The sequence below is a fragment of the Mesorhizobium sp. P171375 genome (genome assembly GCF_057786075.1).
Genome location: NZ_JBYNWF010000001.1, coordinates 3,443,737 through 3,460,322 on the forward strand (window position 1 = coordinate 3,443,737; position 16,586 = coordinate 3,460,322).

The following is a 16,586-nucleotide window of genomic DNA, read 5'->3' on the forward strand; positions in this document are numbered from 1 at the left end:
GGGGCGCGGGGGCACGCGATCATCGGAGTGCCGGCGAACCCACCGACCGCCGGCATTCGCCGATCAGCCAATTGCGAAACGCCGCAACCACGTCGCGCCTTGCGCTGCGCTCGGGGATCGTCAGGCAATAGGGTTGGCGCAGCGCGATCGATAGGGCATTCGGCCGGACCAGCCGGCCTTCTTCCAGCGCCTTAGCGCAATAGATGCCTTGTGCCAGCGTCACGCCCAGCCCTGAAATGGCCAGGTCGAGCGCTGCCCGCGACGAGTTCGCCGACAGGCCGCGCTGGACTGCCCGGCCGGATTCGATGCTGGCAGCCTCGAACCAGTTGCGCCATGACGGAAACGACGCGCCGGTCGGTCCCCAATCGGTGTGGATCAGCGGCAGGCCGGCCAGGTTTTCCGAGCTGGCGGCAAGTCCAGGCGCGCAGACGGGATAGACGGCGTCCCTGACAACGTCCTCTGTCGGGTGTTCGCGATAATGCGGTCCAAAGGACAGTCTGAGGTCGATCAGTTCACGGTCGAACGGCACCGGGTCGTCATCGCCGCGCAGCGAGATGTCGACGGCGCCATGGCTGGCGACGAAGCCGGCGAGACGTCCCGAAAGCCAGCCCATCGCCATGGACGGCGGCACCGATATGACAAGCCGTGGGCGGAAAGCATCGCCGCCGCGTGCGATGCTGCCGATCTCCTGGAAGGCCAAGGTCAGCCTCGGCAGCATCTCGACGCCGGCTTCGGTCAGCACCACGCGACGGTTGACGCGATGGAACAGTTTTCGGCCCATCTGTTCCTCGACCGTGCGGATGAGCTGGCTGACGGCGGCCGCCGAGATCGACAGCTCTTCCGCCGCCGCGGCAAAGCTGCCCGAGCGCGCCGCAGCCTCGAAGGCTTGCAGTCCTCTCAGGGATGGAAGTGCGGCCATTGGTGCTCCAATAGATAAGTTAAGCTTATCTATTTTGCAGAAATCCTCGTTTTTAGAAAGGTTTCTTGTTGGGTAGGTTGGCTCCATGACCGTATCAGCGCAGACCGAACCCAGAGACCATCGCGATGTCATCGCGTCGCTGAACAATGAGCAGCGCAGCCGCCTGACCGGCAAATCGGACGGGCCGGGCCTGATCCAGCTCGCCTTCCATCTCGGCGGGATCATCGTTCTCGGCGCGCTGATCGCGGCCAAAGTGCCGTACTGGCCGCTGCTGATGCTGCCGCAAGGCATCCTCGTCGTCTTCCTGTTCACGCTGTTGCATGAGACGGCGCACAGGACGGCTTTCGAGACACAGTGGCTCAACGATGCCGTGGCTAGGGTCTGCAGCCTGGCGATCGCGCTGCCGGCCGACTGGTTCCGCTACTTCCATTTCGCTCATCATCGCTTCACCCAGGATCCCGAGAACGATCCCGAACTCGCCTTTCCGAAACCGGAGACGGTGCGGCAATACATCGTCCACGTCTCGGGCCTGCCGGTGTGGTGGGGGAATCTGCAGACGCTCTACACCAACGCGACCGGCGGTTGCCGCGACAGCTACGTACCGCCAAAGGGTCTGCCCAAGGTGCGTTCTGAGGCCCGCGCCATGATTGCCTTCTATATCGTGGTTGCGGCACTTGGCGTGTGGTTCCAGGCGACGGTGCTGCTCTATGTCTGGATCGTGCCGGCGCTGCTCGGACAGCCATTCCTCAGGCTCTATCTGCTGGCCGAACATGGCCGCTGCCCGCTCGTCGCCAACATGCTGGAAAACACCCGTACCACGCTGACCAACTGGCTGGTGCGCAAGGTTGCCTGGAACATGCCCTACCACGCCGAGCATCACGCTTATCCCGGCGTACCGTTTCATCAGCTCCCGGCGTTCCACCAGCTGATAGAGCGGCATCTTAAAGTGGTCGAACCCGGCTATGTCAGCTTCCACGAAAAATACATCGAGACGCTGCGCTGAATAGCGGCATTCAATCTGGTGTATTGGTGGCCGCCGTCTGCTCGACGAGGGTGACGAAATAACTCAGCACGGTCGGAACGATTGCGTCGTTGAAGACATAGCGATCGCCATGCAGTCCTTCGCCCGGTCCGACTGAGCCGGCGCCGACCCACGCATAGCAGCCGCCGGCTTCGCGGACCATATAGGCGAAATCCTCGCAGCCGAGGCTCGGGTTGAACGCGGTCTCGACCCGCTCGCGGCCGACGACAGCGGCGGCGGCCTGGACGGCTTGGGCCGTCGCGACTGATGTATTGACCAGCGGTGGGTAACCCTTTTTGTAGACGAGCTTGGCGGTCAGGCTGTTCGCCGCAGCGATACCCTCCGCGATCTCCCCGACCAGTCTTTCGCAATGGTCCGACAGAGCGGACTCGAAGAAGCGGCAGGTGCCTTGCAGCCAAACCTTGCCCGGCACGATGTTGCCGACATTGCCGCCATGGATCTGGGTGATCGAGACGACCAGCGCCGTCTGCGGATCGACCGAGCGGCTGACGATGCGCTGCACGGCCTGAACGAAAGCGCTGGCTGCAAGCACCGGGTCGTCGCCAAGCTGCGGCATGGCGGCATGTGCGCCGGTTCCCTCGAAACTCAACTCGAAAGTGTCGACAGCCGCCATCATCGCGCCGGCTCGGGTAGCGATCGTGCCGAGCGGCAGTCCCGGCCAGTTATGGACGGCGTAGACGGCTTCCACCGGGAAGCGCTCGAACAGCCTGTCCTCGATCATGCGCATGCTGCCGCCTTCATTTTCCTCCGCCGGCTGAAAGATGAAATAGACGGTTCCGTCGAAGGCTCTGCTATCGGCGAGCAGCCTGGCGGCGCCGAGCAACATCGCGGTGTGGCCGTCATGGCCGCAGGCATGCATCACGCCGTCCCTTTTCGAAGCATATGGCAATCCGGTCTTCTCCAGGACAGGCAAGGCATCGAGCTCGGCCCTGAGCCCGATGGCGCGTGTCCCCGGCCGTCCCCTGAGGACGCCGACCACGCCGGTGCCGCCCATGCCTTCATGGATTTCGTCGAACCCGAAGGCGCGCAGCTTGTCGGCAACAAAGCGCGCTGTCTCATACTCGCTGAAACCAAGCTCGGGATTGGCGTGGATGTGATGCCGCCATTCCACCACCTGCGGGGTGAGGGCGGCGACGGGGTCGTTGTGCAGCATTGCGCTCTCCTTGCCGGCCGTCGTAAATTCGGTCTTGTCGATGCCAGCATCTAAAGGGTTTGCGCCGGCAGCGTCTTGAACAGGATTGACCGTGTCGGGAATTCAGGAGGCGCAGGAGACAACGCAGTTCTGGCGTCATCCGCGCTTTCGCGATCTTGGCATGCTGAGGGCGCGTTTCACCCGGCATCGCTACCAGTTGCACACGCACCCGACCTATGTCGTCGCGCTGATCACGCATGGCTGCGAGCGTGTCCGCATCGGCAACGAGACCGTCGTCGCGCCGGTGGGCACGGTCCTCCTCGTCAATCCGGAGGTGTGGCACGACGGCGAGGCAGGTGCCGAGCAGGGCTGGGCCTACCGCACCTTCTATCCCTCGGTTTCCCTCATGGGCGCGATCGCTGCAGAACTCGGGCAGGATCGCGCGCCACTGTTTTCGCAATCGATCGTCGATGATGCCGATCTCGTCCAGGCGGTGGCCACCGCACACCAGGCCTCGACATCAGGCGATGCCACAAGTGCCGAGACATCCATGCTGATCGCCTTGCGCAAGCTCGTCCTGCGCCATGGCGATTGGGGCGGCCGGCGGCGCGAGGCGGTCGAAAGCTTCGGCTCGAAGGGCCGGCTCCAGGTCTATGAACAGGTCATCGAGGATCATCTGGCTTCGGACCTCGATCTGCGGCGGCTCGCCGAAGCCGCAGGCGTGACGCGCTTTCAGGTCATCCGGGATTTCAGGAAGGTGCTGGGCCTCACGCCCGCTGCCTTCATCCGTGACCGCCGGTTGCGCCGCGCCGATGTCCTGATCCGCCAAGGCTCAAACCTCGCCGACGCCGCCTTTGCGGCCGGCTTCTCCGACCAGAGCCATCTCTCGCGCACCTTCCGCGCGGCGCATGGAATGACACCGGGCATGTTCAGGCGGGCCGGGACGCTGCCTTCGACTTGAGCAGTCGTGCCATGTCAGCCGCCTTTGACGGCACGCCGATCAGAAAGCCCTGCGCCTCGACACAGCCAGCCTTGCGCAATATGTCGAGCTGCGCTTCGGTCTCGACGCCTTCGGCGGTGACGGTGATGCCGAGCTCGGCACCAAGCCCGATGATCGAGCGCACGATCGCCGCCGTGTCCCGGTTGTCGATATCATGGATAAACGATCGATCGATCTTGATCTTGTCGACGGGAAAGCGCCTGAGATAGCCGAGCGACGAATAGCCGGTGCCGAAATCGTCGAGCGCGATGCGGATGCCGAGTTCGCGCAGCTGTCTAAGCGTCTTCAGCACCGTCTCGCTTTCATCCATCAACACGGTTTCGGTGATCTCCAGCTCAAGCCGCCTGGCCGGCACGCCGGAAACGGCCAGCGCCGAAATCACGCTGCGGGCAAAGTCGGCGCTTCTGATCTGCACGGCCGAGACGTTGACGGCAATGCGCATTCCGGGCGGCCAGCCGGCGGCCACGCTGCAGGCCTGTTTCAGCGCCCATTCGCCCAGCGGAACGATCAGTCCGCTGTCTTCGGCGGCCGCGATGAAATCGTCGGGCGCCACCAGGCCGCGTGTTGGCGAATTCCACCGCATCAAGGCTTCGGCGCCGACGATTTCGCCCGACGCGATGTTGGTGATCGGCTGGAAGTCCAGGACGAATTCCTGCCGCTTCAGTGCCGTCTCGAGATCGGTTTCGAGCGTCAGGCGCGCCCGCGCGAGGGCGTCCATGCCGGGTTCGAAAAAGCGGTAGACGTTGCGGCCTTCACTCTTGCCGCTGTAGAGCGCCATGTCAGCATTCTTCAACAGCGTGTCGGCGTCCTTGCCATCGTTGGGATAGAGAGCGATGCCAAGGCTGATGCCGACATGCATGTCGCGGCCCTTGTCGCGAAACGGCTGGCTGACGACAGCGACGATGCGCTTTGCCAGCTTTTCAGCATCGGCGGTACCTTTGGGATTGAACTGCAGGATGGCGAACTCGTCGCCGCCGAGGCGGGCGACCACATCGGTCTCGCTGCGCAGGCTCTGCCGCAACCGGTCGGCCACGCACTTCAGCAGCCAGTCGCCGGCCGGGTGCCCCCAGGTGTCGTTGATGGCCTTGAAGCGATCGAGGTCGAGCGAGAAGATCGCCAGCGGAGTAGCAGCGGTTTCGCCAAGCGCCTGGTCGAGCCGTTCGCGGAACATCGAGCGGTTGGGCAGGTCGGTCAGCGTGTCGTAATGGGCAAGGTGGCTCATGCGCTCTTCGGCGCGCCGGCGCTCGGTGATGTCTTCGAACGTCGCCACCCAGCCGCCGCCGGCAAGCGGCCGGCGCGCAATCAGCAATGTTCGGCCATCGGCAAGGATGCGATTTGTCGAGCGCGTTTCGCCGGCCTGCAGGCTGGCCCTGGTCTTGGAGATCTCGCCGTCGATATCGATCGACGGATAGATGCGCAGGCGCACCATCTGCTCGAGCAGGGCGCGATGGCTCATGCCGAGCGGGAAGTCTCTGGGCTTGACGTTGTAGAGGTCGAAGAAGCGCTGATTGCGCACGATCAGCGTGCCGTCGGCGTCATACATCAGCAGGCCTTGCGACATGTTGGCGAGCGCCGCATCGAAGCGGCGGTGCTGCTCCTTCAATTCCTGCTCGGCCCGCCTTTGCTCCGTGATGTCCTCATAGATCGACACCCAGCCGCCCGAGGCCAGCGGCCGGTGCGTGATGGAAATGATACGGCCGTCCGACAGTATTTCCTCATAGGTCGAGGCTTGCGCGCGCTCGATGTAGGGCTTGCGGATGGCATAGAGGTCTGCGGCGCTCTGCGAGGCGACGCCGATTTCGACGCTGTGTTGGAGAATATCCAGGAACGCGATGCCGGGCCGCACGATCTTCGCATCGAGGGAGAAGATGCTGAGATAGTTGCCGTTGCAGATGATCATCCGCTCGTCGGCATCGAACATGCATAGGCCATGCGACATGTTTTCGACGGCCGCCGAAAAGCGCTCGTTCTGGTGGCGCAATTCGTCTGCGATCTGCTGTGGGGCGGCGACGCCTCCGGCTCCCCGTCTGCGGACGGGCGAACCACCCTTGACGTGCGCAACGGACATGAGGCGTGCCTGCTGACCGTGATCGAAAGCCGGTACTGTGGTTACCGCTGGTTAATTTAGCGTATGTTCACTCGGCCGAATGCACGGCAACCGCTGCCTGGCGCTGCTTTTCAAGCGTCGCATAACGCTTGAGGAACGCCGCCTGCGCCGAGGTCACCGAGTGCGGCGTGAAATCGAAGCGGTCGGCATTGAAGCCGCGCGGCCGGCCGAAGAACTCGGTTGCCTCCGCGGTCGAAAAGCCGGCGAGCAGCGTCGCCTCATAGTAGGCAGCGATCTGGTCGGCGCGCTTGATCTCTTTGCGCAGGCCGGCGCCGAGTTCCGCCGGCAGCGAAAAGCGCTGATGGATGGCGCGCTGCAGGCGCAGCTCGCAGTCCTTGTAGGAGCCGCCCATCACCGATTTGAACGGCGAGATCATGTCGCCGATGACATATTCCGGCGCGTCGTGCAGCAGCGCCGCCAGCCGCGCATTGGCCGAGGCATCCGGCTGCAATTCGCCAAAAAGCGCCTCGACCAGCAGCGAATGCTGGGCAACCGAAAAGGCGTGATCGCCGCGTGTCTGACCATTCCAGCGGGCGACACGGGCAAGCCCGTGGGCGATGTCGGAGATTTCGATGTCGAGCGGCGAGGGATCGAGCAGGTCTAGCCGCCGTCCCGACAGCATGCGCTGCCAGGCGCGCGGCGGCGCCCCGACACGGTCGGCGGCCATCAGGCGTCCTCCGCGCCGACCGCTTCCCTGGGAAAGCTGAACTTTGCCCAGGCCGGAATGGCGAGCGAAACAGCGACGTCACCCGCTAGGATCGGTTGGCCGGCGTCGAGCGCCGCCTTGACCCGGTCGATGCGGGCGATGGCTAGGCCGATCGAGCCTTCGCTCGAGCCGAGCGTGCCGACCGGCCGCCCCGCCACCGTCAGCTCCGTGCCCGGCGCGGGCAAAGCATGGTCGGCCGAAACGATCAGCACGCGCCGTCTGGCGGTGCCGCGATGCTGCATGCGCGAGACCACTTCCTGGCCGACATAGCAGCCCTTCTTGAAGCCGACCCCGCCGGTCTCGTCGAGCAGCACGTCATGCGGGAAGGTGTCGCCGAGCTGATAGTCCGGCCCGCTTTCGGCAATGCCGTGGGCGATGCGCAGGGTTTGCCACGCAGCCTGATCGCCGCCTTCGGATGCGCCTCCATAGGAGCGGCTGACGGCTACGTCACGGAAGCGGGTATCGGCAAGTGCCGTTGAATCAGAATGTGAAGCGGTTAAATCATCGCCCCATGCAACCGTCACAAGCGATTGATCCTGCTTGGCAATCTCGGCCTTGGCGCGCAGCTTGTAAAGCATCAGCCGGCGCAGGAAATCGTCTGCGATGTCGGCCCGGCATTCCAGCTGGAAGCCGCTTTCGCCAGCGCGCGCGATCAGAAAATCGAACAGGATCTTGCCCTGCGGCGAAAGCAGTGCGCCGGGCTTTGCCTCGCCGGCGGCCAGCGTATCGAGGTCGGTGGTGAGGATGTTCTGCAAAAAATGCTCGGCATCCGGGCCTGACACGGAAATGAGGGCGCGGTTGTCGAGAAGGGCAAAGGGCATGGGCGGCAAAGAACCTGATCTTGCAAAACAGACGGTCATTACGTAAGCCCCTGATACTCCCCCCGCAAGAGACCGAACGCCCATGGCCAGCACCTACGACCTCATCCTGACAGGCGGCACGGTGGTCAACCATGACGGCGAGGGCGCGCGCGATGTCGGCGTCAAAGACGGTCGCATCGCGGCCATCGGCGATCTGGGCCAGGCCTCGGCTGGCGAGACGATCGATTGCCGCGGCCTGCACATACTGCCGGGCGTCGTCGACAGTCAGGTGCATTTCCGCGAGCCGGGGCTGGAGCATAAGGAAGATCTGGAGACGGGCTCGCGCGCGGCTGTGTTGGGCGGCGTCACCGTCGTCTTCGAGATGCCCAACACCAACCCGCTGACCACCAGCGAGGCGGCCCTTGCCGACAAGGTGCGGCGCGGCACCGGCCGCATGCATTGCGACTTCGCCTTCTGGGTCGGCGGCACCCGCGAGAACGCCGGCGATGTCGGCGAACTCGAGCGGCTCCCCGGTGCGGCCGGCATCAAGGTGTTCATGGGTTCCTCCACCGGCGACTTGCTGGTTGAGGATGACGAGGGCGTCGCTTCGATCCTGAGGAACACCCGCCGCCGCGCCGCCTTTCATTCGGAGGATGAGTTCCGTCTGCGCGAACGCCTTGGCCTGCGCGTCGAGGGTGACCCGTCCTCGCACCCCGTCTGGCGCGACGAGATCGCCGCCTTGCGCTGTACCGAGCGGCTGGTGCGTATCGCGCGAAACACCCGCGCCCGCATCCATGTCCTGCACATCTCGACCGCGGAAGAAATCCTGTTCCTCGAACAGCACAAGGATGTTGCCACCTGCGAGGCGACGCCGCATCATTTGACGCTCGCGGCCGACGACTATGCGCGGTTGGGCAAGTTGATCCAGATGAACCCGCCGGTGCGGGCGGCACGCCATCGCGACGGCGTCTGGCACGGCATTGCGCAAGGCATCGTCGACGTGCTGGGCTCCGACCACGCCCCGCACACGCTGGCCGAGAAGGCAAAGCCCTATCCGGCCTCGCCGTCGGGGATGACCGGGGTGCAGACGCTGGTGCCGATCATGCTCGACCACGTCAATTCAGGCCGGCTGACCCTGCAGCGCTTCGTCGACCTGTCCAGCCACGGACCGCAGCGCATCTTCGGTATGGCCCGGAAAGGCCGCATCGCCGCCGGCTACGACGCCGATTTCACCATCGTCGACATGAAGCGTCGCGAGACCATCACCAATGCGCAGGCCGGCTCCAAAGCCGCCTGGACGCCCTATGATGGCAAGCAAGTCACCGGCTGGCCGGTTGGCACCGTCGTGCGCGGCCGCCGTGTAATGTGGGATGGCGAGATCGTCACGCCCGGGCAGGGCAAGGCTGTGGAGTTTTCCGAGGCCCTGCCGAAATAGCCTGACGGCAAGAACTCAATCTCCGGCGACGAAGAATGTCCACTGCCCGGCGGGCGTGATGCCGACGCGATAGAAGATGTAGGCGCCGAACTGTTTCATGTCGTCATAGTCGCCGGCGGTGACGATCTTGAACAGTTCGACCCGCTGTTTGGCGTCGAGCTTGTCCAGCGGCAGGGCGAAGAAATACGGCCAGACATAGAGCTCCTGCGGCGTGCCGACATCGACATGGACATAGCCGGCATTGAGCACCTCTTCCATGATGGCGAGGATTTCCTGGCCTTCCTTGTCGCCTGAAAGCCCCTTCAGGAAGGCGATCGGGTCGCCCTCGATCTCGCCCAGCGACAATTGGGTCATGGTCTCGCCCGTGCCGATCAGGGGCCGCAGCTTCTCGATGTCGCCGCTGACGCAGGCTTCGACCATCAGGTCGTGCATGCGCCTGACCGGCTCCGGCAATTTGGAAAGGTCGTAGACGACTTCAGGCACCGGCGCGTCGGGATCGGCACGCGGGTTGGCCACGCCGCCATCGTCGGTCGGCCCTTCCGGCTCGCTTTGTTCGGGCTCTGCGGGTGATTTCGGCTGGCTGGCCGCTGGCGGCGTCGTGCCGGGCAGATCGGGCATCGGCACGGAATTTTCGGATGGCGCCGTCTCACCATTGGCTGGCGGCTCAGCCGGCGCCGGAAGCTCCTCGCGCTTGATCTCGCTCAGCGCGTAGGCAGGGCTGCTTGTCAGGACGAGTGCCGGCGGAACCGCGGCGCAGGAAGCGGCAAGCCAGATGCTGAGGACCAGTCCGCGAGGCTGGCCTGACATCGAAAAATTCACCGCTTGCCTCTCCTTGGGCCTGGGCTCCTTCAGGCGCCAGGCATGATGCCCAAACGGCGCGCCGTCGTCAAAGAACCGATCAAGGCGCCGGAGCGCCGGTTTGCGCCCAGAGGGACGCGCGCCGCTCTAGTGCCGCAGCCGCTCCGGCTCGAAAGCGCCGGCGATCACCTTTTCACGCATTCGGTCGAGCAGGGCAAGAGCTGAAGTCTCGCCATTGGCGCGCAGCATCTCGCCGAACGCCGTTTCAAGTGCTGCCTCGGCAATGATTTCCGGCTCGATACCGGCCGACAGACCTTCCGCCCAGGCCTCGCTATGGCTTTCCACCGCGGTCAGGCGCTTTTCTTCCCTGACCAGCGCGTCGATGTCGTTGACGCCATGTTCCATTGCGATGTCCACCCTTTTCAAGCGGCGATCCAACGTGTCGGATCCGGCTTGGGCTGTCCCTATCTCCACGCAGGCTAAGTAAGCATTTGTAAATACGACATTTTTTTGATCGTCTTTGACAAACTTCATCGCCAGCGTTCGGTCCGATTCAAACTTAGCCGATTAGACCGGTGAGCGGGATGAAAACCTTCAGTTTGAGTTAATTCCACATCCGCGCGCTAACGTTTCGTTAATACTGTTGCGAAAGTGCAACACCAACATTGCATCAACGTGCCGTGGATACAAGGCGGGGTGCTCGAAAAGGCGTTGGCTATGACGCGGTATGGCGCTCGTCAGTTGCCGTAGCGCGAAGCGATGTCGCGGGTCATTGTCTCGCCTTCCTTCATATAGCGGCTGATGGCCGCGGTCGCTGACGGCGTGCACTGCGTGTAGGTGCCGCTGAAGGAACGGTAGCCGCGATTGAAGCTGGCGATGAAGCGGGCGCGCCGCTCGGGACCTGGATTTTCCGAATCGATCAGCTTCTCCATCTCGGTGCGCCACTGGTCGCCCTTTTCGCCGCACAGATTGCGCAGGAAATGCAGCGATCCCAGAACCTCGGCCAGCCGCATCAGCCCGGGCTCGAACGGTGACTCGGCGGCCAGCGCCGGCTGCACGGCGGTGCTGGCGGCGAGGCATGCGGCGAGGAAGAGCGCGGCGCGGGTCATAAGTCTATCTGGCGAAACAATTTGTCGCCTGCAAGGCGATTCTCTGTGTTCAGATACCGGGACCGCTTGGGCCTAGAAGCTCCTCAGCGACCTCAAACACATCGCCTGCGAGCGGCATGTCGGTCATTTCGTTCAGCGTATAGAAGGCGGCGGTCTCGGCGTCGTCACTGGCTGTCGCCTCGCCCCCGGCATAGATAGCGCCGAACACCGTCAGGAGATAGTCGACCGGGTGATTCTCGCCGCTGCCGTCGATGTGGATGTCGCGAAGCGGACGATAGTCTTTCGCCCGCAACCCCGTCTCCTCCAGCAATTCGCGCGCCGCGGCTTGCTCAAGAGCTTCGCCGGGCTCGACCTTGCCGCCGGGAAAGGCATAGACCCCTTGCGACGGCGGCCGCGCCCGCTTGACCAGCAGCACTGTCGTGCCGCGCACAACGGCGACGGAGACGGCGGGAAGTGTCTTGCGCTGCTCGTTCATCGATCGCGATTCGCCTATATGAGCTCAGACCCTTGTGGACGGCTGGCGGCGTTGAGCTTTAGCGGTTGCGCAACGCCGGTTCCATCGCCACCTTCGCATGACACCATTCAGAGATCTTAGCCTATGTGCGGACGCTTTGCCCTGACGGCCACGCCGGACCAGACCGCTGAATTGCTCGGCCTGGCGGAGCTGGAGCAGTTTCCAGCCCGCTACAACATCGCGCCGACGCAGCCGGTGCTAATGGCGCTGTCCGGACCGCCGCGCATGCCGGGCTCGAATTTTCCGGATCGCCAGGCGATGCTGGTGCGCTGGGGTCTGATCCCGGCTTGGGTCAAGGACACCGGGGAATTTCCGCTGCTGTTCAATGCGCGCTCGGAAGGAGCGGCGGAGAAGGCCTCGTTCAAAGCCGCCATGCGCCATCGCCGCGCATTGGTTCCGGCCTCCGGCTTTTATGAGTGGCAGCAATCGGGCAACGGCAAGAAGGGCCAGCCCTACTGGATACGGCCGAGGAATGGCGGGCTCGTCGCCTTTGCCGGGCTGGTCGAAACCTATGCCGAGCCGGGTGGTTCGGAGATGGATACCGGCGCCATTCTCACCGTCAACGCCAATGCCGGCATCGCCCATATCCATGACCGCAGTCCGGTGGTCATCGCGCCGGAGGATTTTGCCCGCTGGCTGGACTGCCGCGCGCTCGAGCCGCGCGACGTGGCCGACCTGCTCAGACCTGCACAGCCCGATTTCTTCGAGGCCGTACCGGTCTCCGACCTCGTCAACAAGGTCGCCAACACCGGGCCCGAGATACAGGACAGGGGCATCGTCGGGCCTGAGCCCGAGAAGGTCAGGCGCCAGAAGCCCGGCGCGGATGACAGTCAAATGACACTGTTTTAGAGCACGACCCCAAGAAACCAGTCTTCGGGAAGAACCTGCTCAATCGGGAAGAGCTGTTATTTTCAGGCGCGCTCAGGCGCCTCAGCCTTCCGTGCCGGCGTACGCCTTGGCGGCGGCCGGTGCCCGAGCTTTGATCAGGCAGCGCGGGGCGACGTGATTTTCGGTGCCGGCTTCTTCTTCTTGGCAGTGTGGAGAAGGGCGGCGACGATAGCGGCCGGGCCGATCGCGCGGTAGTGGTTGGCGAGCGCCGGTTGCTTGGCGCGGCTCGATTCCTGCTTGGTTCGTGACATCGATCTCTTCCCTGGTAACATTTCCGTGTCTGCGTTTGCCGGCCGAATCTGACCGAATCGTGACCCATGGCGAACTAGCCGGCGAATGTTTCATGACTGTGCTGACATGTTTAATAAAATGTTTCAGTGGCTCATGACCTGTGATCCAGCGGCGCTTTTGCCGGAAGTTGCGACTTGACGGCAACACCGGCCAAGGCGATAAAGCCGCCGATGAAAACGTTTTTCGCCATTTGTGGCATTTGCATTATTGGCTAGCCTCGCGCTGGTCCGGACGTTTTCGCCTCATCTTTCCCCAGAGTGGACAAACGCCCCGGCCAGCAGGCTGGAGCCCGATTTGTGCCTTGGCATAGGACGGCTCTAACCAGAACTTAGTTGACCGGAAGGGCACGCATGTCTGACGCATCGAAGGGTCTCAGCCTCTACAACACGCTAACGCGGACGAAGGACGCGTTCGTCCCGATCGACGCTGGGAATGTGCGCATGTATGTCTGCGGCCCGACCGTCTACGACTTTGCCCATATCGGCAATGCGCGGCCGGCGATCGTCTTTGACGTGCTGTTCCGTTTGCTGCGTCATGTCTACGGCGAGGCGCACGTTACGTATGTGCGCAACATCACAGATGTCGACGACAAGATTAACGCCCGCGCGCTGCGCGATTTCGGCGCCGAGATTGCATCCGGAAAACTGACGCTCAACGAGGCGATCCGCCGCGTCACCGAAAAGACCGCCGACCAGTACCATAGGGATGTCGCCGCACTCGGCTGCTTGCCGCCGACGGTCGAGCCGCGCGCCACCGAGTTCGTCGCGCGCCGCCCTGACGGCAAGGCCGACATGATCACCCTCATCGAGCGGCTGATCGAGCGCCGCCATGCCTATGTCGCGGCCGGCGAGGTGTTGTTCGACACCGCCTCGATGCCGGATTACGGCGAGCTGTCGAAGCGCAATCTCGACGAGCAGCAGGCAGGCGCCCGCGTTGCCGTCGACGCGCACAAGAAGAACCCCGGCGATTTCGTGCTGTGGAAATTGTCGTCACCGGAAGAGCCCGGCTGGGACAGCCCTTGGGGCAGGGGCCGGCCCGGCTGGCACATCGAGTGCTCGGCCATGTCGGCCGCCTATCTCGGTGACGTCTTCGACATCCACGGCGGCGGCCTCGATTTGATCTTCCCGCATCATGAAAACGAGATCGCGCAGTCCCGCTGCGCCCACGGCACCGACGTCATGGCCAATGTCTGGATGCACAACGGCTTCCTGCAGGTCGAAGGCCAGAAAATGTCGAAGAGCCTCGGCAATTTCTACGCCATCGCCGAACTGCTGGAGACCGACACGTTCGGCGGCCGCAAATGGCCGGGCGAGGTGCTGCGGCTGGCGATGCTGATGACGCATTATCGCGAGCCGATCGATTTTTCGGTCCGCAAGCTGGAGGAGGCCGAGAACACGCTGCGCAAATGGAAACGCGCAGCCGATCTCGCACCGGCCGCAGGGCAAGTGCCAGCGGAGATCGTGGCAGCGCTGTCGGACGACCTCGCCACCTACGCCGCCTTCCAGCAGCTGACGCAGCTTGCCGGCGAGGTAGTGGAAGGCAATGAACCCGCCGCAGCGCTGAAGGCATCGCTGCTGTTCCTCGGCTTCGATGTCGGTGCGGCCAAGGTAGATGAGGCCGCGGTCGCCAAAGCCATCGCCAAGCGCCTGGAACTGATCGCCGCGAAAAACTGGGCCGAAGCCGACCGCGTGCGTGATGAGCTGCTGGCGCAAGGCGTGCAGCTTAAGGACGGCAAGGATCCGGCGACTGGAGAGCGCGTGACGACCTGGGAGGTGAAGCGGTGAGGGTGACGCGAGACACCGTTGCGAGGTTGGCGAAGGCGCCGATGACAGCTGATCTCCCCCCTTGCGGGGGAGATGTCCGGCAGGACAGAGGGGGGTGTGAAGGAACACCAACGTTCCTACTTGCCCGTTCTGGTTCCAGCTACTTCCCGAGAATGCAGCGGTCGCCAGTTGAGATGCCGGCGGGACAGCACCCCCCTCTGTCCTGCCGGACATCTCCCCCGCAAGGGGGGAGATCAGTTTTCGCCTCCGTTTTCGCCAATCGTCAGCGTCGGAGCACTTGATGGGCCACGATCTCGTTCCATCGCGTCAGCGCAAGAATGCAAAGTCCATGCGTCGCGTCATGACCGATGTCGAGCTGAAACTATGGAATGAGTTGCGGGCTCATCGGCTGATGGGGATGAGCTTTCGCCGGCAGGTACCGATTGGACCTTACATTGTCGACTTCGCCTGTTCGGCCCACCACCTCGTAGTCGAGGTTGATGGCAGCCAGCACGCCGACACCGAACACGCAGAACGCGACCAGGCACGCAGCGCTTATTTGAAAGCCAGTGGCTGGACCATCCTGCGCTTCTGGAACGACGATGTCATCCGCGATATCGACAATGTCTGCCAGCATATCGTCATCGAGGCCGGCTTGGCTGGCGCTGATATGACGGCACATGAACCAGCAGCAAGGGAGGCAGTTTCATGATCGATCATCTCGGCATCAACGTCGCCGATTTCGACGCTTCGAAGGCCTTTTACGATCAGGCGATGGCGCCGCTAGGCGCCTCGCTGATCTACATGGTGCCGCTGGAATATACCGGCGGCGCCAAGGTCGGTGGCTATGGCCGCGACCGGCCGGTGTTCTGGCTGCAGGCCGGAACCGATGAACCACGGACCCATCAGCATGTCGCCTTCACCGCGCGCAGCCGCGCTGAGGTCGATGCGTTCCATGCCGCCGCCCTTGCCGCCGGCGGCAAGGACAATGGCGGGCCGGGCCTGCGGCCGCATTATCACCCGCACTATTACGGCGCCTTCGTCTTCGATCCCGACGGCAACAATGTCGAGGCCGTCTGCCATGCCCCGGAATGAAAATGAAACGGAGCGAGACACGATGAGCCTCGACAATCGGCCGATCTATACCGGCGGCTGCCAATGCGGCGCGGTGCGCTTCCGCGTCGAGGGCGCGCTGGGCGATGCCTCGATCTGCCATTGCCGCATGTGCCAGAAAGCGTTTGGCGCCTTCTACGCGCCGCTGGTTTCGGTGCGAGGCGCCAAGCTCGACTGGACGCGTGGCGAGCCGAAATATTTCGCCTCGTCCAGTCACGTCAACCGCGGCTTCTGCGCCAATTGCGGCACGCCGCTGACCTTTACGGCGCCTGATGGCGTCGGCCTCGCCATTGGGGCGTTCGACAATCCGGCCGAAATCGTGCCGCTGATCCAGTGGGGCACAGAGGCAAAGCTGCCCTATGTCGACACCATCCCGCAACTGCCCGGCGAGGACACGATGGCCGACATGTCATCGGCGCCTTATCTCGCTGAACTCGTCTCCTACCAGCATCCCGACCACGACACTGAACAATGGCCGCCAGAGGAAAGACCATGACCGACGAAATTCGAACCGGCGGCTGCCAGTGCGGCGCCGTGCGCTTCCGTATCAGGGGCAAGCTCGGCCGTCCCTCCATCTGCCATTGCCGCATGTGCCAGAAACAGTTCGGCTCTTTCTTCGGTGCGCTGGTGACGGTGCCCAAGGACGGTGTCGAATGGGTGCGCGAGGAGCCAACCTACTTCCAGTCGTCGGTCAACATCGATCGCGGCTTTTGCGCCCGTTGCGGCACGCCGCTGACCTATCGCCAGCCGGGCGCGCTGGAGATCGCCATCGGCGCCTTCGACGACCGCTCCGACCTCGCGCCGCAGATCCAGGTCAACTACGCGGTGCGGCTGCCCTGGGTGGAGAAGATCTTCGAGGCGCCGATCCTCGACGATCCCGACTTCTATCGACGGCAGGAGCAGATCATCTCCTTCCAGCATCCCGACCACGAGACGGCCAACTGGCCGCAGCAGGGCTTGAAACTATGA

General features: G+C 63.6%; 19 protein-coding genes. 9 read left to right on the forward strand and 10 right to left on the reverse strand.

The window, feature by feature from the left end; translation table 11 throughout:
• Positions 1 to 19: 19 nt before the first annotated feature.
• A complete protein-coding gene (locus ACYHH6_RS16460) occupies positions 20 to 919 on the reverse strand; it encodes a LysR substrate-binding domain-containing protein (protein ID WP_352584974.1) in 900 nt (299 codons plus the stop codon).
• An 85-nt stretch (positions 920 to 1,004) separates the two neighbouring features.
• On the opposite strand from ACYHH6_RS16460, the gene ACYHH6_RS16465 reads away from it, so the two are divergent.
• Positions 1,005 to 1,922 (forward strand): fatty acid desaturase family protein, encoded by a 918-nt coding sequence (locus ACYHH6_RS16465; protein WP_352584976.1) that lies wholly within the window; start codon positions 1,005 to 1,007, stop codon positions 1,920 to 1,922.
• Positions 1,923 to 1,932: 10 nt separating this feature from the next.
• On the opposite strand, the gene ACYHH6_RS16470 is transcribed toward ACYHH6_RS16465, so the two are convergent.
• On the reverse strand, positions 1,933 to 3,114 hold the full coding sequence (locus ACYHH6_RS16470; RefSeq protein ID WP_352584978.1) for an amidohydrolase: 1,182 nt from the start codon (positions 3,112 to 3,114) through the stop codon (positions 1,933 to 1,935).
• A 91-nt stretch (positions 3,115 to 3,205) separates the two neighbouring features.
• Between ACYHH6_RS16470 and ACYHH6_RS16475 the strand changes: the two genes are divergently transcribed.
• The gene (locus tag ACYHH6_RS16475) at positions 3,206 to 4,054 is read left to right on the forward strand and encodes an AraC family transcriptional regulator (RefSeq protein ID WP_352584980.1); all 849 of its coding nucleotides are present in this window, start codon (positions 3,206 to 3,208) and stop codon (positions 4,052 to 4,054) included.
• On the opposite strand, the gene ACYHH6_RS16480 is transcribed toward ACYHH6_RS16475, so the two are convergent.
• The 3 genes from ACYHH6_RS16480 to ygfZ all read right to left on the reverse strand — a co-directional run bounded on the left by ACYHH6_RS16480 (position 4,023) and on the right by ygfZ (position 7,727).
• On the reverse strand, positions 4,023 to 6,161 hold the full coding sequence (locus ACYHH6_RS16480) for a putative bifunctional diguanylate cyclase/phosphodiesterase (RefSeq protein WP_352584982.1): 2,139 nt from the start codon (positions 6,159 to 6,161) through the stop codon (positions 4,023 to 4,025). The two genes, ACYHH6_RS16475 and ACYHH6_RS16480, sit on opposite strands and share 32 nt — an antisense overlap.
• A gap of 67 nt (positions 6,162 to 6,228) precedes the next feature.
• On the reverse strand, positions 6,229 to 6,867 hold the full coding sequence (locus ACYHH6_RS16485) for an HD domain-containing protein (RefSeq protein ID WP_352584984.1): 639 nt from the start codon (positions 6,865 to 6,867) through the stop codon (positions 6,229 to 6,231).
• Positions 6,867 to 7,727, reverse strand: coding sequence for a CAF17-like 4Fe-4S cluster assembly/insertion protein YgfZ (gene ygfZ, locus ACYHH6_RS16490; protein WP_488500447.1), 861 nt, complete (start codon positions 7,725 to 7,727; stop codon positions 6,867 to 6,869). Before ygfZ ends, ACYHH6_RS16485 begins: the two co-directional genes overlap by 1 nt.
• A gap of 82 nt (positions 7,728 to 7,809) precedes the next feature.
• Here ygfZ and ACYHH6_RS16495 point away from each other — a divergent pair, with 82 nt between their 5' ends.
• Positions 7,810 to 9,141 (forward strand): dihydroorotase, encoded by a 1,332-nt coding sequence (locus ACYHH6_RS16495; protein ID WP_352584988.1) that lies wholly within the window; start codon positions 7,810 to 7,812, stop codon positions 9,139 to 9,141.
• Between the two features lie 15 nt (positions 9,142 to 9,156).
• On the opposite strand, the gene ACYHH6_RS16500 is transcribed toward ACYHH6_RS16495, so the two are convergent.
• The 4 genes from ACYHH6_RS16500 to ACYHH6_RS16515 form a co-directional block, all read right to left on the reverse strand.
• Positions 9,157 to 9,960, reverse strand: coding sequence for a hypothetical protein (locus ACYHH6_RS16500; protein WP_352584990.1), 804 nt, complete (start codon positions 9,958 to 9,960; stop codon positions 9,157 to 9,159).
• A gap of 126 nt (positions 9,961 to 10,086) precedes the next feature.
• Positions 10,087 to 10,344, reverse strand: a complete 258-nt coding sequence (locus tag ACYHH6_RS16505) for a hypothetical protein (RefSeq protein ID WP_008874920.1) — start codon at positions 10,342 to 10,344, stop codon at positions 10,087 to 10,089.
• A 332-nt stretch (positions 10,345 to 10,676) separates the two neighbouring features.
• Entirely contained in the window at positions 10,677 to 11,048 is a 372-nt protein-coding gene (locus ACYHH6_RS16510) for a TIGR02301 family protein (RefSeq protein ID WP_352584992.1), read from the reverse strand.
• A 49-nt stretch (positions 11,049 to 11,097) separates the two neighbouring features.
• Positions 11,098 to 11,523, reverse strand: coding sequence for an NUDIX hydrolase (locus ACYHH6_RS16515; protein ID WP_352584994.1), 426 nt, complete (start codon positions 11,521 to 11,523; stop codon positions 11,098 to 11,100).
• Between the two features lie 123 nt (positions 11,524 to 11,646).
• On the opposite strand from ACYHH6_RS16515, the gene ACYHH6_RS16520 reads away from it, so the two are divergent.
• Positions 11,647 to 12,411: an SOS response-associated peptidase gene (locus ACYHH6_RS16520; RefSeq protein WP_352584996.1), complete on the forward strand. Its 765-nt coding sequence runs from the start codon at positions 11,647 to 11,649 to the stop codon at positions 12,409 to 12,411.
• 134 nt (positions 12,412 to 12,545) lie between these two features.
• Here ACYHH6_RS16520 and ACYHH6_RS16525 read toward each other — a convergent pair whose 3' ends face one another.
• Positions 12,546 to 12,701 carry a hypothetical protein gene (locus ACYHH6_RS16525; protein ID WP_112560752.1) on the reverse strand — a complete coding sequence of 52 codons (156 nt, stop codon included), beginning with the start codon at positions 12,699 to 12,701 and terminating at the stop codon, positions 12,546 to 12,548.
• A gap of 390 nt (positions 12,702 to 13,091) precedes the next feature.
• Here ACYHH6_RS16525 and cysS point away from each other — a divergent pair, with 390 nt between their 5' ends.
• From cysS to ACYHH6_RS16550, 5 genes are all read left to right on the forward strand, one after another.
• Positions 13,092 to 14,525 carry a cysteine--tRNA ligase gene (cysS, locus tag ACYHH6_RS16530; protein ID WP_352584998.1) on the forward strand — a complete coding sequence of 478 codons (1,434 nt, stop codon included), beginning with the start codon at positions 13,092 to 13,094 and terminating at the stop codon, positions 14,523 to 14,525.
• Positions 14,526 to 14,805: 280 nt separating this feature from the next.
• Positions 14,806 to 15,216 carry an endonuclease domain-containing protein gene (locus tag ACYHH6_RS16535; RefSeq protein ID WP_352585000.1) on the forward strand — a complete coding sequence of 137 codons (411 nt, stop codon included), beginning with the start codon at positions 14,806 to 14,808 and terminating at the stop codon, positions 15,214 to 15,216.
• Positions 15,213 to 15,599, forward strand: a complete 387-nt coding sequence (locus ACYHH6_RS16540) for a VOC family protein (protein WP_352585001.1) — start codon at positions 15,213 to 15,215, stop codon at positions 15,597 to 15,599. The genes ACYHH6_RS16535 and ACYHH6_RS16540 overlap by 4 nt, the downstream gene beginning before the upstream one ends.
• Positions 15,600 to 15,621: 22 nt before the next feature.
• Positions 15,622 to 16,113, forward strand: a complete 492-nt coding sequence (locus ACYHH6_RS16545) for a GFA family protein (RefSeq protein WP_352585003.1) — start codon at positions 15,622 to 15,624, stop codon at positions 16,111 to 16,113.
• The gene (locus tag ACYHH6_RS16550; protein ID WP_352585004.1) at positions 16,110 to 16,586 is read left to right on the forward strand and encodes a GFA family protein; all 477 of its coding nucleotides are present in this window, start codon (positions 16,110 to 16,112) and stop codon (positions 16,584 to 16,586) included. The genes ACYHH6_RS16545 and ACYHH6_RS16550 overlap by 4 nt, the downstream gene beginning before the upstream one ends.

What these genes read in the sequence shown, in the direction of transcription:
- ACYHH6_RS16460 (WP_352584974.1), bottom strand. Translation starts at nt 919, where the DNA reads ATGGCCGCACTTCCATCCCTGAGAGGACTGCAAGCCTTCGAGGCTGCG.
- ACYHH6_RS16465 (WP_352584976.1), top strand. Translation starts at nt 1,005, where the DNA reads ATGACCGTATCAGCGCAGACCGAACCCAGAGACCATCGCGATGTCATC.
- ACYHH6_RS16470 (WP_352584978.1), bottom strand. Translation starts at nt 3,114, where the DNA reads ATGCTGCACAACGACCCCGTCGCCGCCCTCACCCCGCAGGTGGTGGAA.
- ACYHH6_RS16480 (WP_352584982.1), bottom strand. Translation starts at nt 6,161, where the DNA reads ATGTCCGTTGCGCACGTCAAGGGTGGTTCGCCCGTCCGCAGACGGGGA.
- ACYHH6_RS16485 (WP_352584984.1), bottom strand. Translation starts at nt 6,867, where the DNA reads ATGGCCGCCGACCGTGTCGGGGCGCCGCCGCGCGCCTGGCAGCGCATG.
- ygfZ (WP_488500447.1), bottom strand. Translation starts at nt 7,727, where the DNA reads ATGCCCTTTGCCCTTCTCGACAACCGCGCCCTCATTTCCGTGTCAGGC.
- ACYHH6_RS16495 (WP_352584988.1), top strand. Translation starts at nt 7,810, where the DNA reads ATGGCCAGCACCTACGACCTCATCCTGACAGGCGGCACGGTGGTCAAC.
- ACYHH6_RS16505 (WP_008874920.1), bottom strand. Translation starts at nt 10,344, where the DNA reads ATGGAACATGGCGTCAACGACATCGACGCGCTGGTCAGGGAAGAAAAG.
- ACYHH6_RS16510 (WP_352584992.1), bottom strand. Translation starts at nt 11,048, where the DNA reads ATGACCCGCGCCGCGCTCTTCCTCGCCGCATGCCTCGCCGCCAGCACC.
- ACYHH6_RS16515 (WP_352584994.1), bottom strand. Translation starts at nt 11,523, where the DNA reads ATGAACGAGCAGCGCAAGACACTTCCCGCCGTCTCCGTCGCCGTTGTG.
- ACYHH6_RS16520 (WP_352584996.1), top strand. Translation starts at nt 11,647, where the DNA reads ATGTGCGGACGCTTTGCCCTGACGGCCACGCCGGACCAGACCGCTGAA.
- ACYHH6_RS16525 (WP_112560752.1), bottom strand. Translation starts at nt 12,701, where the DNA reads ATGTCACGAACCAAGCAGGAATCGAGCCGCGCCAAGCAACCGGCGCTC.
- cysS (WP_352584998.1), top strand. Translation starts at nt 13,092, where the DNA reads ATGTCTGACGCATCGAAGGGTCTCAGCCTCTACAACACGCTAACGCGG.
- ACYHH6_RS16535 (WP_352585000.1), top strand. Translation starts at nt 14,806, where the DNA reads ATGGGCCACGATCTCGTTCCATCGCGTCAGCGCAAGAATGCAAAGTCC.
- ACYHH6_RS16540 (WP_352585001.1), top strand. Translation starts at nt 15,213, where the DNA reads ATGATCGATCATCTCGGCATCAACGTCGCCGATTTCGACGCTTCGAAG.
- ACYHH6_RS16545 (WP_352585003.1), top strand. Translation starts at nt 15,622, where the DNA reads ATGAGCCTCGACAATCGGCCGATCTATACCGGCGGCTGCCAATGCGGC.
- ACYHH6_RS16550 (WP_352585004.1), top strand. Translation starts at nt 16,110, where the DNA reads ATGACCGACGAAATTCGAACCGGCGGCTGCCAGTGCGGCGCCGTGCGC.